Raw genomic sequence first — 13,311 nt, 5'->3', positions numbered from 1 at the left:
CGGCGGCGACTCAGCTGGCCAGCGCGGTCTGCGCCGTGGCGCCCTGGCGGGCCGGCTGCGTCTCGGCGTAGCCCTGCGGGTTGCGGCTCTGCCAGCGCCAGGCGTCGGCGAGCATGGTCGAGAGGTCGCGCTCGGCGCGCCAGCCGAGCTCGATGGCGGCCTTGGTCGGGTCCGACCAGCACTGCGCGATGTCGCCGGCGCGGCGCGGCTGGATCACATGCGGCAGCGGGCGGCCGATGACCGCCTCGAAGGCGCCGATCATCTCCTTCACCGAATAGCCCTTGCCGGTGCCGAGGTTCCACACCGAGACGCCGTTGACCTGCTCGAGCCGCTCCAGCGCCTTGAGGTGGCCCTGCACCAGGTCGACCACGTGGATGTAGTCGCGCACGCCGGTGCCGTCCGGGGTCGGGTAGTCGTCGCCGTAGACGCTCAGCTCGCGGCGCCGGCCGACGGCGACCTGCAGCATGTAGGGCAAGAGGTTGTTCGGCGTGCCGTTGGGGTCCTCGCCGATCAGCCCGGATTCATGGGCGCCGATCGGGTTGAAGTAGCGCAGCAGGCCGATCGACCAGCGCGGGTCGGAGTTGGCCAGGCCGCGCAGTACGCTTTCGGCCATCAGCTTGGACTGGCCGTAGGGGTTGGTCGGCACGCCGGTCGGGCAGTGCTCGGTGATCGGCATCATCGCGCTCTCGCCGTAGACGGTCGCCGAGGAGCTGAACACCAGCTTGAAGATGCCGGCCTCGGCCATCGCCTGGCACAGCGCGATGCTGCCGCTGACATTGGTCTCGTAGTAGCGCAGCGGTTCGCGCACGCTCTCGCCGACGGCCTTGAGCCCGGCGAAGTGCATCACCGCGCTCACCGGGTAGGCGGCGAACAGCGCGGTCAGCAGCGAGCGGTTGCGCACGTCGCCCTTGACGAACTGCAGCGTGCGCCCGGCCAGTTGCTCGACCCGTTCCAATGCGCGGCGCGAGCTGTTGCACAGGTTGTCGAGCACCAGCACCTCGTGGCCTGCCAGGAGCAGCTCGAGGCACGCGTGGGAACCGATGTAACCCGCTCCTCCTGTCACCAGAATCATCTGTCTACCTCCGTTGGAACTTCTGCGGACACACCCGCGAGCGGGCGGCAGCCGGTTGGCGTCGCATGGGGTCCGAAAATGGGATCGGCGCTGCGGAACGGGACGGCAAAAGCGAGCTGCGCGCTGGGTTCCGAGGCCGGGCATAACCAGGTGTTTCTGCTCTAGGGACGGGCAAGCGGCCGCCAAGTTCCACCGCGCCGCGGCCATCCGACGGCGGGCGCGGCCGGATGGCTGGTCGGGAACCCAACCGGCCGATCACCGTCAATAGCCGGCGGGCAGTTGCCGACGAAACGTACGTCCACGGACGGCAGGCGCCCGCCCTCTGCGGCCCGGCGAGGGATTACCGGGCCCGCTACAGGCGTGTCGCCGGGCTGGATCGCCGCGGGCTGCGTCCTATCGAACGAGGTGTTAGATGAGTTGGGCCGGCCCCTTCCAGTACGACATCGGCAAATCCCGCAACGCGCAGCACACGCCGGCCGAAGTGGTCTTCGACGAGCAGGTGCCGACGCTGTTGTGCCTGTCGCACCTGCGCTGGAGCTTCGTCTACCAGCGCCCGCAACATCTGATGTCGCGTTTCGCCCGCGATTTCAACGTGCTGTTCTGCGAGGAACCGATTGCCACCGAGGACGACCAGCCCTGGCTGGAAGTCCGCCCCGAAGAGAACGGCGTGCAGGTGCTGATCCCGCGGCTGCCGCACGGCTGCACCGGCGAGGCCGCCAACCGCGTGCAGCGCGAGCTGCTCGACGGCTACCTGGCCAAGCTCGGCGTCGACGACCTGCTGCTGTGGTACTACACGCCGATGAGCCTGGCGTTTTCCGCCCACCTTGAGCCACGCGTGACCATCTACGACTGCATGGACGAGCTTTCGGCCTTCCGCGGTGCGCCGCCGGAGCTGATCGAGCGCGAACGCGAGCTGCTCAAGCGCGCCGACCTGGTGTTCACCGGCGGCTACAGCATCTGGGAAGCCAAGCGCGAGTTGCATGACGACGCGCATCCCTTCCCCAGCAGCGTCGATGTCGAGCACTTCGCCGCCGCGCGGCGGCCGCAGCACGACCCGGACGACCAGGCCGAGATTCCGCGCCCGCGGCTGGGCTTCTACGGCGTGATCGACGAGCGCCTGGACCTCGAACTGCTGGAGCAGGTCGCGCGGCTCAAGCCCGACTGGCAGCTGGTGCTGATCGGCCCGGTGGTGAAGATCGACCCGGCCGAGCTGCCGCGGCGCGACAACCTGCACTACCTGGGCGGCAAGACCTACGACGAGCTGCCGCAGTACCTCGCGGGCTGGGACGTGGCGATCATGCCGTTCGCGCTGAACGAATCGACGCGCTTCATCAGCCCGACCAAGACCCCCGAATACCTGGCCGGCGGCCGCCCGGTGGTATCGACGCCGATCACCGACGTGGTGCGCACCTACGGCGACACCGGCATCGTGCGCATCGCCGACGGCGCCGAGGCCTTCATTGCCGCCTGCGAGGCCGCGCTGAAGGATGCCGAGGACCGCGACCGCCTGCTGGCCCGCGCCGACGAGATCCTCGGCGACATGTCCTGGGACCACACCTGGAGCCTGATGAAGGAGAAGATCCAATGCGCGATATGAACCCGCAAGACCGCCATCCCGAACGTCTCGGCGGGGGCTCCGGTGATGCGCCGGGCGAGCGCCGGCGTGGTTTCGACTATCTCATCGTCGGTGCCGGTTTCGCCGGCAGCGTGCTCGCCGAGCGCCTGGCCGCCGGGCTGAACAAGCGCGTGCTGGTAGTCGACCGACGCCCGCACATCGCCGGCAACGCCTACGATCACCACGACGAATCCGGCGTGCTGGTCCACCGCTACGGCCCGCACATCTTCCACACCAATTCGCAGCGCATCGTCGACTACCTGTCGCGTTTCACCGAGTGGCGCCCCTACGAGCACCGCGTGCTGGCGCAGGTGGACGGCCAACTGGTGCCGATCCCGATCAACCGCACCACGCTGAACAGGCTCTACGGCCTGAACCTGGAGACCGACGAGCAGGCCGCCGAGTACCTGGCCAGCCGCGCCGAGCCGGTGGCCGACATCCAGACCAGCGAGGACGTGGTGATCAACGGCATCGGCCGCGAGCTGTACGAGAAGTTCTTCCGCGGCTACACGCGCAAGCAGTGGGCGCTGGACCCCTCGCAGCTGGACAAGTCGGTGACCTCGCGGGTGCCGACGCGCACCAACACCGACGACCGCTACTTCACCGACAGCTTCCAGCAGATGCCCAGGCACGGCTACACGAAGATGTTCGAGAAGATGCTCGACCATCCGAACATCAAGGTCATGCTCAACACCGACTACCGCGAGATCCGCGACGAGGTCGAGTACGACCACCTGGTCTACTGCGGGCCGATCGACGAGTACTTCGACTACCGCTTCGGCAAGCTGCCGTACCGCTCGCTGCGCTTCGAGCACAAGCAGCTCGAGCAGGAGCAGTTCCAGCCGGTCGGCACGGTCAACTACCCGAGCGAGGAGGTGCCCTACACGCGCATCAGCGAGTACAAGCACCTCACCGGGCAGGTCCACCCGAAGACCAGCGTGACCTACGAGTACCCCTCGGCCGAGGGCGACCCCTACTACCCGATCCCGCGCCCGGAGAACGCCGAGCTGTACAAGCGCTACCAGCAGCTCGCCGAGCAGACGCCGGGCGTGACCTTCATCGGTCGCCTGGGCACCTACAAGTACTACAACATGGATCAGGTGGTCGGCCAGGCGCTGGCGGCGTACAAACGCATCGAGGAAGCCGAGCGCGGCCCGGCCGCCGGCGCGGGCGACGCGCACGCGCGCAGCCTCGCCGAACAGGCCGGCTGAGCCCCGCGGTCGCCGCGCGCTGCGGCGGCCATGATCGTACCGTCGGCACCTGCCGGCTGCGTCGCGCGCTTGCGGCGCGGCCGGCCGTGCCTGTTTCCAAGAGGCCTGCGATGTACCAACCGACCCTCTTCGACAGCTTCTTTCTCGGCGGCTTCGAGTGCTCCACGCACCGCCGCCACGACAACCGCCGGCTCGACCTGCTGGCCGCCACCGGCCACGATCGGCTGGTCGCCGAGGACTACCGTGCGCTGCAGCGCCACGGCATCCGCAGCGCCCGCGACGGCCTGCGCTGGCACCTGATCGAGCGCCAGCCGGGCCGCTACGACTGGTCCAGCTTCCTGCCGATGCTCGCGGCTGCGCGCGACAGCGGCACCCAGGTGATCTGGGACCTGTGCCACTACGGCTGGCCCGACGACATCGACATCTGGCGCCCCGAGTTCGTCGAGCGTTTCGCCCGCTTTGCCGGCGAGGCGGCGCGGCTGGTGCGCGAGCACAGCGACGCGGTGCCGTTCTACTCGCCGGTCAACGAGATCTCCTTCTGGGCCTGGGCCGGGGGCGACCATGCGCGCTTCAACCCGCTGGGCCAGGGCCGTGGCGCCGAGCTCAAGCACCAGCTGGTGCGCGCCAGCATCGCGGCCATCGAGGCGATCCGCGCGGTCGAGCCGCGGGCGCGCTTCGTCCAGGTCGACCCGGCGATCCACATCAGCGCCCAGGTGCTGCGCCCGGCCGCCCAGCGCGAGGCGGAAAACGCCCGCCAGGCGCAGTTCGAGGCCTGGGACATGCTCTGCGGCAAGGCCTGGCCGGGCCTCGGTGGCAAGCCGGAGTACCTCGATATCGTCGGGGTCAACTACTACTCGGACAACCAGTGGTACCTGGGCGGCGAGACCATCGTTCGCGGCCACCCGGACTACCGCCCGTTCCGCGGCATCCTCAAGGAGATCCAGCGCCGCTACGGGCGGCCGATCCTGGTCGCCGAGACCGGCGCCGAAGGCGACCTGCGCGGCGACTGGCTGCGCTACGTCAGCGAGCAGGTCGGCCTGGCGCTGCAGCAGGGCGTGGCGGTGGAGGGCATCTGCCTGTACCCGGTGCTCGATTACCCCGGCTGGGACGACGACCGCCACTGCCCGACCGGCCTGTTCGGCTTCCCCGACGCCAATGGCGTGCGCCCCGAGCATGCCGGGCTGGCCGACGAGCTGCGCCTGCAACAGGCCCGCTTCGCCTCGGTCCAAGCCCATCATGAGCCCGCCGTGACACCCGCATGAGCAAGCCCGCCGCGGTTCCGCCCGTCCCCGAGGTCCTGCCCAGCCGGCCGCTGGCCTTCCTCTGGCACTACGTCTGCCAGCGGCCCTGGCATTTCGGCGGGCTGGCGACGCTGGTGATCAGCGCGGCGATCTGCGCGGTGGCGGTGCAGTACGGCATGAAGCTCCTGGTCGATGCCATGGCCGAGGGCAGCGGCGCGCGCAGCACGGCGAACGTCTGGATGCCGCTGTGGCTGTTCCTCGGCCTGATCGTGGTGGAGAACGTGTTCTGGCGCCTCGGCGGCTGGCTCGGCTGCCGCACCGTGGTGGCCAGCTGCGTGGACATCCGCGTCGACCTGTTCCGCTACCTGACCGGCCACCCGATGCGCTACTTCAACGAGCATTTCGCCGGCTCGCTGGGCAACCGCATCTCCGCCGTCGGCCAGGCGGCGGGCACCATCTATGGCGGGCTGGCGTGGAAGATCGTGCCGCCGATCGTCGACTTCATCGGCGCGGTGGTGGTGCTGCTCACCGTCGACTGGCGCATGGCCGTGGCGCTGGTCGTGTTCGTCATCGTGGTGGCGCTGCTGATCACCGGCTTCGGCATCCGCGGGCGCAGCAAGCACCAGCGCTTCGCCGCCCAGGCGGCGCGGGTCGGCGGCGAGCTGGTCGATGCGGTGTCCAACGTCTGGACGATCAAGGCCTTCTCCGCCCGCGACCGCGAGGCCGAGCGCCTGGCCCAGGAGATCGGCAGCGAGGCGCGCGCCCAGCGGCGCAGCTGGATGTACCTGGAGAAGGCCCGCGTGCTGCATGACATCTGCCTGTCGCTGATGGCCGGCGGCATGCTGGTCTGGGCGATCCGCAGCTGGCTGGGCGGCAGCGTCAGCGCCGGCGACGTGGTGCTGGTCAGCGCGCTGACCTTCCGCATCCTGCACGGCTCGCGCGACCTGGCGCTGGCGCTGGTCGACACCACCCAGCAGGTCGGCGCGATCGCCGACACCCTGCGCATCATCAACCAGCCGCACGGCCTGGAAGACCCGGAGCCGACGCTGACCCTGGACGCCGGCGACATCGATTTCGAGCACGTGCGCTTCGGCTACCCGGAGCGGCCGCCGATCTTCGAGGACTTCAGCCTGCACATCCCGGCCGGGCAGTCGGTGGGCATCGTCGGCGCCTCGGGTGCCGGCAAGTCGACCCTGCTTGCCCTGCTGCAGCGGCTGGACGACGTGCATGGCGGGCAGATCCTCATCGACGGCCAGGACGTGCGCCACGTCAGCCAGGACAGCCTGCGCGAGAAGATCGCCGTGGTGCCGCAGGAGACCGCGCTGTTCAACCGCAGCATCCTCGAGAACATCCGCTACGGCCGCCCCTGGGCCAGCGACGAGGAGGTCCACGAGGCGGCCCGGCACGCCTTCTGCGACGGCTTCATCCGCGAGCTGCCCGAGGGCTACCGCACGCTGGTCGGCGAGCGCGGGGTGATGCTCTCCGGCGGCCAGCGCCAGCGCCTGGGCATCGCCCGCGCCTTCCTCAAGGACGCGCCGATCCTGATCCTCGACGAAGCCACCTCGGCGCTCGATACGCAGTCCGAGGCGGAGATCCAGGATGCGCTGAACCAGCTGATCCGGGGCCGCACGGTGGTCGCCGTGGCGCACCGGCTGTCGACCCTGGCCGGCTTCGACCGCATCGTCGTGCTGCGCCAGGGGCGCATCGTCGAGGACGGCCCGCCGCAGGAGCTGCGCCGCCGCGGCGGCGAGTTCGAGGCACTCTGGCGCATGCAGGCCGAGGGCTTCAGCCGCGAACCCGGCGCGGTCACGTGAAGCGCGCCGCGGTCGACTCCAGCAGCATCCGCGCGCTGGGCTACGCTTCGGATGAGCGGGTGCTGGAAGTCGAGTTCCACAACGGCAGCCTGTACCGCTACGAACAGGTGCCAGCCGAGGCGGTGCAGGCGCTGCTGGCGGCCGACTCGCTGGGCCGGCACTTCAACCAGGCGTTCAAGCCCTGCCACTTCCCCTATCGGCGCCTGCGCTGAGCCGGGCGCAGGGGTTGAACCAAGTCGCCGGCGCCGGCCTCAGAAAGCAGACAGGACGAATCCTTCGAGCGGAGGCTCGCCAGAATCAGGGGGTATGCATGTCGGACCATCACACCTACAAGAAGATCGAGATCGTCGGCTCGTCGCGCACCAGCGTCGATGACGCGATCCAGAACGCCATCGCCGAGGCCAGCAAGACGCTGGAGAACATCGAGTGGTTCGAGGTCGGCGAGATCCGCGGCCACGTGGCCAACGGCAAGGTCGCGCACTTCCAGGTCACCTTGAAGATCGGCTTCCGCCTGCGCGACAGCTGATCGAGCGGCGGCCGGGGCGCGCCCGCGTCCTGGCCGATGCGCCGCATGCCCGGCCATCCCCTGGTCGGCTTTCCCGCCTTTCATCCCTTCCTGTTCCGGTTGCCGGGGCGCTGGCAAGCGCGCCGCTCTGCGTCGCGGCTTGCAGCCGCTGTAGCCGGTGCGGCGGCACGGTGCGAGGCCAGGAGAGCGCGAGTCATTGGTTGATTAATATTGTTGCGAATCATTCTTGCTAAATATAGCATTTTGAAATTGCGCCATTTCCCCCGCAATTTCCGGTCCCAACAGGTCTTTTCCAATGTCTCGCACCTTCCTCTGCAAACCGGGCTCGCTTCGCGCCCTGCTTCCGCTCTGCCTGGCCATGGGTGGCTCGGCCTACGCTGCAAACCCGACGGACCGGGATGCCACTGTCGACAGCCAGGCCCAGGCCGAACAGCCGCTGGCGCTGCCGGAAACCGAGATCGTCGCCAGTGCCGACGCCTCGGCTGACGGCCTGACCGCGCCCTACGCCGGCGAGCAGGTCGCCCGTGGCGGCCGGGTCGGCATCCTCGGCAACCGCGACTACATGGAAACGCCGTTCACCTCGACGTCCTACACCTCGCAGCTGATCCAGGACCAGCAGGCGCGCAGCGTCTCCGACGTGCTGCAGAACGACCCCTCGGTGCGCGTGGCGCGCGGCTTCGGCAACTTCCAGGAACTGTACGTGGTGCGCGGCTTCCCGCTGTTCTCCGACGACATCGCCTACAACGGCCTCTACGGCCTGCTACCGCGCCAGTACGTGGCCGCCGAGTTCATCGAGCGCGTGGAAGTGTTCCGCGGCGCCAACGCCTTCCTCAACGGCGCGGCGCCGGGCGGCAGCGGCATCGGCGGGGCGATCAACATCCTGCCCAAGCGCGCGCCGAACGAGCCGCTGACCCGCCTGACCCTCGGCGCCGAGAGCGGTGGCCAGGCCATGACCCATGCCGATATCGCCCGTCGCTTCGGTGAAGAGGAGCGCTTCGGTGTGCGCCTGAACGCCGCCAAGCGTGCCGGCGAGACCACCGTCGAGGACGAGGAACGCACCCTCGACATGTTCGCCCTCGGCCTGGACTACCAGGGCGACAACTTCCGCCTGTCCGGCGACGTCGGCCACCAGTACCACTTCATCGACCAGCCGCGTCCGAGTGTCACCCCCAACGGCGGCATTCCCAGCGCACCGGATGCCGAAGACAACTTCGCCCAGCCCTGGACCTACTCGAAGGAGAAGCAGACCTTCGGCACCTTGCGCGCCGAATACGACTTCTCCGACGCCGTGACCGGCTGGCTCGCCGCCGGTGTGCGCGAGGGCGAGGAGAAGAACCGCCTGGCCAGCATCAAGGCGGGCCGTTCCGGCGCCGGCACCTTCTACCGCTTCGACAACGTGCGCGAGGAAGACGTCTTCACCAGCGAAGCCGGCCTGCGCGCCCGTGGCAACACCGGTGCGGTCTCCCACGAGTGGGTAATGTCCGCGGCGATGTTCGATCTGCAAGCACGCAACGCCTACGGCATGTCGGGCAACCTTGCCGCCGATATCCATGACCCGTTCGACGCGGCGATGCCAGGCACCACCTGGACCGGCGGCCAGATGTCCGATCCTGGCGTCACCGAACGCACCCACACCCAGAGCCTGGCGCTGGCCGACACCCTGGGCTTCCTCGACGACCGCCTGCTGCTCACCCTCGGCGCCCGCCGCCAGGGCATCGAGGCCAAGAGCTACGACTACAACAGCGGCAGCCGGCTGTCCTCCTACAACCGCTACAAGACCAGCCCGGTGGCCGGCGTGGTCTACCAGCTCACCGACGAACTGTCGGTTTACGCCAACTACATCGAGGGGCTGGTCAAGGGCGACATCGCTCCGGCGAGCAGCGGTGGCGTAGCCATCGTCAATGCCGGCGAGGCGCTGGAGCCCTATGTCTCCGAACAGACCGAGGTCGGCATCAAGTACGACGGCGGCAACCTCGGTGGCAGCCTGGCGCTGTTCACCACCGACCGGCCGTTCAGCACCGTGGAAAACGGTGTATTCACCGACGGCGGCGAACAGCGCAACCGCGGCATCGAGCTGTCGGTGTTCGGCGAGCCGGCCTACGGCGTGCGCCTGCTCGGTGGCCTCACCCTGCTCGATGCCGAGCTGACCAGCACACAGGACGGCCTCAACGAGGGCAACCGTGCGATCGGCGTGCCGCGCACCCAGGCCAACGTCGGCGGCGAATGGGACGTGCCGGGCACCAACGGCCTGACCCTGACCAGCCGCGTGGTCTACACCAGCAGCCAGTACGCCGACGCGGCCAACGACCTGCAGGCGCCGTCCTGGACCCGCCTGGACCTTGGCGCACGCTACCGGATGGTCATCGACGCGCGTGATGTGACCCTGCGCGCCCGCCTGGACAACGTCACCGGCCGCGACTACTGGGCCTCGGTGGGCGGCTACCCGAACGCCAACTACCTCGTCCTCGGCGCCCCGCGCACGCTCACGCTCAGCGCCACGGTCGACTTCTGATGCAGGCACGCACCCTGCGGGGCTGGGGCTGGGTCCACAAGTGGTCCAGCCTCGTCTCTACGCTGTTCATCCTGCTGCTGTGCCTGACCGGTCTGCCGCTGATCTTCTCCCACGAGATCGAGCACCTGGCCGGCAGCGAGATCGAGGCCCCGCCGATGCCGGCGGGCACCCCGCAGATCGCCCTCGACCGGGTCGCCGCCGAGGCGGTCAAGGCCCACCCGGGCCTGGTGCCGTTGTATTTCTTCGCCGAGGAAGACCTGCCCGACCTCTGGTACGTCAAGCTCGACACCCGCGTCGATACCGACGAAAGCGAGTCGCTGCTGATCCTCTCCGATGCGCGCACCGGCCAGGTGGTCGACGTGTCGGCGTTCGACGAGGGCTTCATGAGCGTGATGTACCGCCTGCACGTCGACCTCTACGCGGGGCTGGCCGGCAAGTTGTTCCTCGGCTTCATGGGCCTGCTGCTGGTGGTCGCCATCGTCTCCGGCGTGGTGCTCTATGCGCCCTTCATGCGCAAGCTGCGCTTCGCCGAGGTGCGCCGCGAACGGGCGCCACGCACGCGCTGGCTGGACCTGCACAACCTGCTCGGCATCGTCACCCTGGTCTGGGCGCTGGCGGTGGGCTTCACCGGGGTGATCAACACCTGGGCGGACCTCATCTTCCAGGCCTGGCAGGCCGAGCAGGTCGCCGCCCTGCAGGCCGGCAAGACCCAGGTGCTGCTGCCGAAGGATGCCAGCGATGTCCCGGCTGCCGACGGCTCGCTGCAGACCGCGGTCGACCGTGTGCTGGCCGCCGCGCCGGGCATGGCGATCTCGATGATCGCCTACCCCGGCACGCTGCGCGCCACGCCCGAGCATGTCGCGGTGATCCTGCGCGGCGACACGCCGCTGACCTCGCGCCTGACCCAGGCGCTGCTGGTCGACCCCGCCGATGGCGAGGTGCTCGAAGCCAGCGCCCGGCCCTGGTACGTCACCGCGCTGCAGTTGTCCGAACCGCTGCACTTCGGCGACTACGGCGGCCTGCCGCTGAAGATCCTCTGGGCGCTGCTGGATATCCTCACCATCGTGGTGCTCGGCAGCGGCCTGTACCTGTGGCTCAAGCGTGGCGCGACGGAGGTGCGGGGATGATGCGCATCTGGCTGTGGCCACTGGCCCTTGGCCTGCTCTCGGCCCTCGGCCTGCTCGCCGGGCTGGTCTCCGACGGCGCCGGCGACTGGTTCGGCTGGCTGGCGCTGGGGCTGCCGACGCTGGTCGGCCTGCAGGGGATGTGGCGCGGCCGCGCCCCGACTCAGGCGCCACGCCGCGCAGCGGCCGTGCGCCCCGCCGAGCGCGGCTGAACCGCGGCCGCTCAGGCCAGCAGGCTGACGACGGTGAAGCGGCTCAGGGTGGCCTGGGCGGCGACCGCCTGGCTGACCGCGGCGTAGCTCGACGGGCTGCGCTGCATCAGGTTGAACACCGAGCGCGAGAAGTCCAGCGCCCACTGCTTCTCGTCGTTGCCGGCCTGGCGAGCGAGGAAGTCGCGGATCTCCTTCTGCCGCTGGCCGAGCTGGTCGCGCAGGTTGCCGATGCGGTCCAGCGCGGCGACCACGTTGTCCAGCACGCGGCGCAGCTCGGCGAAGGAGTCCAGCGCCGCTGCCTCCGGCAGTTCCAGCAGCTGCTCCTGATGGCTGCCCAGCCGCTGGAAGCGCTCGCCGGGAAACAGCTTGCCCTCGCCGCGCACCGCCAGTTCGCCTTCGAGCTTCTGCCAGACGCTTTCGCGCGCAGAGAAGCGCAGCTGGCCGTTGGCGTCCAGTTCGGCGCGGATGCCGGCCTGGCCGAGGCTGGCATTGAAGCGCCGCAGGATCTGCTCGTCGCTCATCGCCTCGTCGAGGATTACCGCCACCGGCTCGGCCAGCTGGCGGCCGCCACGGATGATCAGGGTTTCCGGCGCCGCCTCGCGGATCCGCTGCAGCGACTCCAGCCCCTGCAGGCTGAAGCGGCTGCGCACCGGCTCGTTCAGGTGCAGGCGAAAGCCGGCGTCCAGCGCGTTGCCCGAGCGCTCGCTGCGCTGGCGCAACAGCTCGCCGACCTGCTCCAGCCCCTCGCGGATGGCCGGCGCGCCGCTACCGGGCACGCTCGCGGCGAGTTCGCGGCCGAGGCTCAGCTTCAGCTGCGACAGCCGGCCGTGCAGGTCGGCCAGGTAATTCTGGGCCGACTGCATGGAGGACAGCTGCTGGTTGAGCTGCAGGCTGAAACTGGTGCTCTTGCGGCTGCTGGCCTCGGCCGTGGCGGTGTCCAGCTCGCGCGCCGGCGCCTGGTGCGGGCGGCTTTCCGGCATCAGCGGCTGGCGGCGCTGCTGCCCATCGATGGCGCCGACCGCGGGGAGCTGCTTGTCGATCTTCATGGCCATGTTCCGCTCACAGCAGGCCGAACAGCGAGAGGTCGTTGATCTTCAGGTAGGTCTTCTGGGTGGCCTGCAGCGACAGCTGATAGTTGTTCAGATCGATGCTGGCGCCGGCGTAGTCCAGCCGCGACAGCTCGCCCTCGATCTTCTGGTTGACCAGCGAGACGTCCTCGTTGCTGCTGGTCAGCAGGCTCAGGGTGTTCTGCCGGCCGCCGAGGTCGGTGACCGCGCCGAGCAGTTCGCCGTGGGTCAGGTCCAGGGCCGTCATGCTGGCGGCGATCTGCCCGCGCACCGCCGGGTCGCCCGCGTCGAGGGCCGGGTCTTCGAGCATGCCGACCAGCTCGTGCAGGCGGTTGAGCATGTCGACCCCGCCGCCGAAGATCTGCGCGGCGGTGACGTTTTCCTCGACCAGCACGCCGTTGGCCACCGCCGCCTGGCGGTGATCGGCGTTGCCGCTGAGCTGGTAGCTGTCGCTGGCGGCGTCGAAGGTGATCGCCGGGCGGTCGCTGAGGGTGCCGGCGAACAGGTAGCGGCCTTCCTCGTCGCGCACGTTGGCGAAGCTGAGGATGGTGCCTTCGAGCGTCTTCAGCTCGTTGGCGATGGCCGCCAGGTCTTCGCTGGTGTTGCTGCCGTTGGCCGCCCATAGCAAGAGGTCGCGCACGCTGAGCATCGAGTCCGAGGCGGCCTTGAGGTTGCTCTCCTGCTTGGACAGGTTGCCCGAGACGTTGGCGATGTTGGTGCGGTACTGCGCCAGGGTCGCTTCCTCGCGCTGGATGCGCAGCACGCGCACGGCGGAGATGGGGTCGTCGGACGGCCGCAGCATGCGCTCGCCGGTGGCCATCTGCTGCATCAGCTTGCCGAGCTTCTCGGAGCTGAGGTTCAGCGAGCCGTGCATCATGGCGTTGATCTGGGCGTTGGAGATACGCATTGTCGGGAAT

12 protein-coding genes are annotated in these 13,311 nt (G+C 69.3%); 9 read left to right on the top strand and 3 right to left on the bottom strand.

The features are described from left to right. Window positions 1-10: 10 nt before the first annotated feature. Window positions 11-1,072 carry a UDP-glucose 4-epimerase GalE gene (gene galE, locus L3N39_RS00990; protein WP_237255351.1) on the bottom strand — a complete coding sequence of 354 codons (1,062 nt, stop codon included), beginning with the start codon at window positions 1,070-1,072 and terminating at the stop codon, window positions 11-13. 412 nt (window positions 1,073-1,484) lie between these two features. On the opposite strand from galE, the gene L3N39_RS00985 reads away from it, so the two are divergent. The 9 genes from L3N39_RS00985 (at window position 1,485) to L3N39_RS00945 (ending at window position 11,327) form a co-directional block, all read left to right on the top strand. Continuing rightward, window positions 1,485-2,669, top strand: a complete 1,185-nt coding sequence (locus L3N39_RS00985; RefSeq protein WP_237255350.1) for a glycosyltransferase family 1 protein — start codon at window positions 1,485-1,487, stop codon at window positions 2,667-2,669. Next, a complete protein-coding gene (gene glf, locus L3N39_RS00980; RefSeq protein WP_237255349.1) occupies window positions 2,657-3,898 on the top strand; it encodes a UDP-galactopyranose mutase in 1,242 nt (413 codons plus the stop codon). Before L3N39_RS00985 ends, glf begins: the two co-directional genes overlap by 13 nt. A gap of 110 nt (window positions 3,899-4,008) precedes the next feature. After that, window positions 4,009-5,160 carry a glycoside hydrolase family 1 protein gene (locus L3N39_RS00975; protein WP_237255348.1) on the top strand — a complete coding sequence of 384 codons (1,152 nt, stop codon included), beginning with the start codon at window positions 4,009-4,011 and terminating at the stop codon, window positions 5,158-5,160. Continuing rightward, window positions 5,157-6,953 carry an ABC transporter ATP-binding protein gene (locus L3N39_RS00970; protein WP_237255347.1) on the top strand — a complete coding sequence of 599 codons (1,797 nt, stop codon included), beginning with the start codon at window positions 5,157-5,159 and terminating at the stop codon, window positions 6,951-6,953. The genes L3N39_RS00975 and L3N39_RS00970 overlap by 4 nt, the downstream gene beginning before the upstream one ends. Then, window positions 6,950-7,165, top strand: a complete 216-nt coding sequence (locus tag L3N39_RS00965) for a KTSC domain-containing protein (protein ID WP_237255346.1) — start codon at window positions 6,950-6,952, stop codon at window positions 7,163-7,165. Before L3N39_RS00970 ends, L3N39_RS00965 begins: the two co-directional genes overlap by 4 nt. A gap of 98 nt (window positions 7,166-7,263) precedes the next feature. Beyond that, window positions 7,264-7,479, top strand: coding sequence for a dodecin (locus L3N39_RS00960; protein WP_237255345.1), 216 nt, complete (start codon window positions 7,264-7,266; stop codon window positions 7,477-7,479). Window positions 7,480-7,774: 295 nt separating this feature from the next. Continuing rightward, on the top strand, window positions 7,775-9,991 hold the full coding sequence (locus tag L3N39_RS00955) for a TonB-dependent receptor (RefSeq protein WP_237255344.1): 2,217 nt from the start codon (window positions 7,775-7,777) through the stop codon (window positions 9,989-9,991). Then, window positions 9,991-11,118: a PepSY-associated TM helix domain-containing protein gene (locus L3N39_RS00950; RefSeq protein WP_237255343.1), complete on the top strand. Its 1,128-nt coding sequence runs from the start codon at window positions 9,991-9,993 to the stop codon at window positions 11,116-11,118. The genes L3N39_RS00955 and L3N39_RS00950 overlap by 1 nt, the downstream gene beginning before the upstream one ends. Beyond that, complete coding sequence (locus tag L3N39_RS00945; RefSeq protein WP_237255342.1) at window positions 11,115-11,327, top strand: hypothetical protein; 213 nt, start codon at window positions 11,115-11,117, stop codon at window positions 11,325-11,327. The genes L3N39_RS00950 and L3N39_RS00945 overlap by 4 nt, the downstream gene beginning before the upstream one ends. A gap of 11 nt (window positions 11,328-11,338) precedes the next feature. On the opposite strand, the gene L3N39_RS00940 is transcribed toward L3N39_RS00945, so the two are convergent. Next, complete coding sequence (locus L3N39_RS00940; protein WP_237255341.1) at window positions 11,339-12,373, bottom strand: hypothetical protein; 1,035 nt, start codon at window positions 12,371-12,373, stop codon at window positions 11,339-11,341. A 13-nt stretch (window positions 12,374-12,386) separates the two neighbouring features. Continuing rightward, window positions 12,387-13,301, bottom strand: coding sequence for a flagellar hook-associated protein FlgL (flgL, locus tag L3N39_RS00935; protein WP_237255340.1), 915 nt, complete (start codon window positions 13,299-13,301; stop codon window positions 12,387-12,389). Window positions 13,302-13,311: the final 10 nt, after the last annotated feature.

It is taken from the genome of Pseudomonas oligotrophica, assembly GCF_021726475.1.
Classification (GTDB): domain Bacteria; phylum Pseudomonadota; class Gammaproteobacteria; order Pseudomonadales; family Pseudomonadaceae; genus Stutzerimonas; species Stutzerimonas oligotrophica.
The sequence above is the reverse complement of the archived record's forward strand: the minus strand, read 5'-3'. Positions and strand labels throughout refer to the sequence as shown.

Bases quoted from the DNA above. Each gene is read 5' to 3' on its own strand.
- L3N39_RS00970 (WP_237255347.1), top strand. From the start codon at position 5,157: ATGAGCAAGCCCGCCGCGGTTCCGCCCGTCCCCGAGGTCCTGCCCAGC.
- L3N39_RS00985 (WP_237255350.1), top strand. From the start codon at position 1,485: ATGAGTTGGGCCGGCCCCTTCCAGTACGACATCGGCAAATCCCGCAAC.
- L3N39_RS00945 (WP_237255342.1), top strand. From the start codon at position 11,115: ATGATGCGCATCTGGCTGTGGCCACTGGCCCTTGGCCTGCTCTCGGCC.
- L3N39_RS00950 (WP_237255343.1), top strand. From the start codon at position 9,991: ATGCAGGCACGCACCCTGCGGGGCTGGGGCTGGGTCCACAAGTGGTCC.
- glf (WP_237255349.1), top strand. From the start codon at position 2,657: ATGCGCGATATGAACCCGCAAGACCGCCATCCCGAACGTCTCGGCGGG.
- L3N39_RS00955 (WP_237255344.1), top strand. From the start codon at position 7,775: ATGTCTCGCACCTTCCTCTGCAAACCGGGCTCGCTTCGCGCCCTGCTT.
- galE (WP_237255351.1), bottom strand. From the start codon at position 1,072: ATGATTCTGGTGACAGGAGGAGCGGGTTACATCGGTTCCCACGCGTGC.
- L3N39_RS00975 (WP_237255348.1), top strand. From the start codon at position 4,009: ATGTACCAACCGACCCTCTTCGACAGCTTCTTTCTCGGCGGCTTCGAG.
- flgL (WP_237255340.1), bottom strand. From the start codon at position 13,301: ATGCGTATCTCCAACGCCCAGATCAACGCCATGATGCACGGCTCGCTG.
- L3N39_RS00960 (WP_237255345.1), top strand. From the start codon at position 7,264: ATGTCGGACCATCACACCTACAAGAAGATCGAGATCGTCGGCTCGTCG.
- L3N39_RS00940 (WP_237255341.1), bottom strand. From the start codon at position 12,373: ATGAAGATCGACAAGCAGCTCCCCGCGGTCGGCGCCATCGATGGGCAG.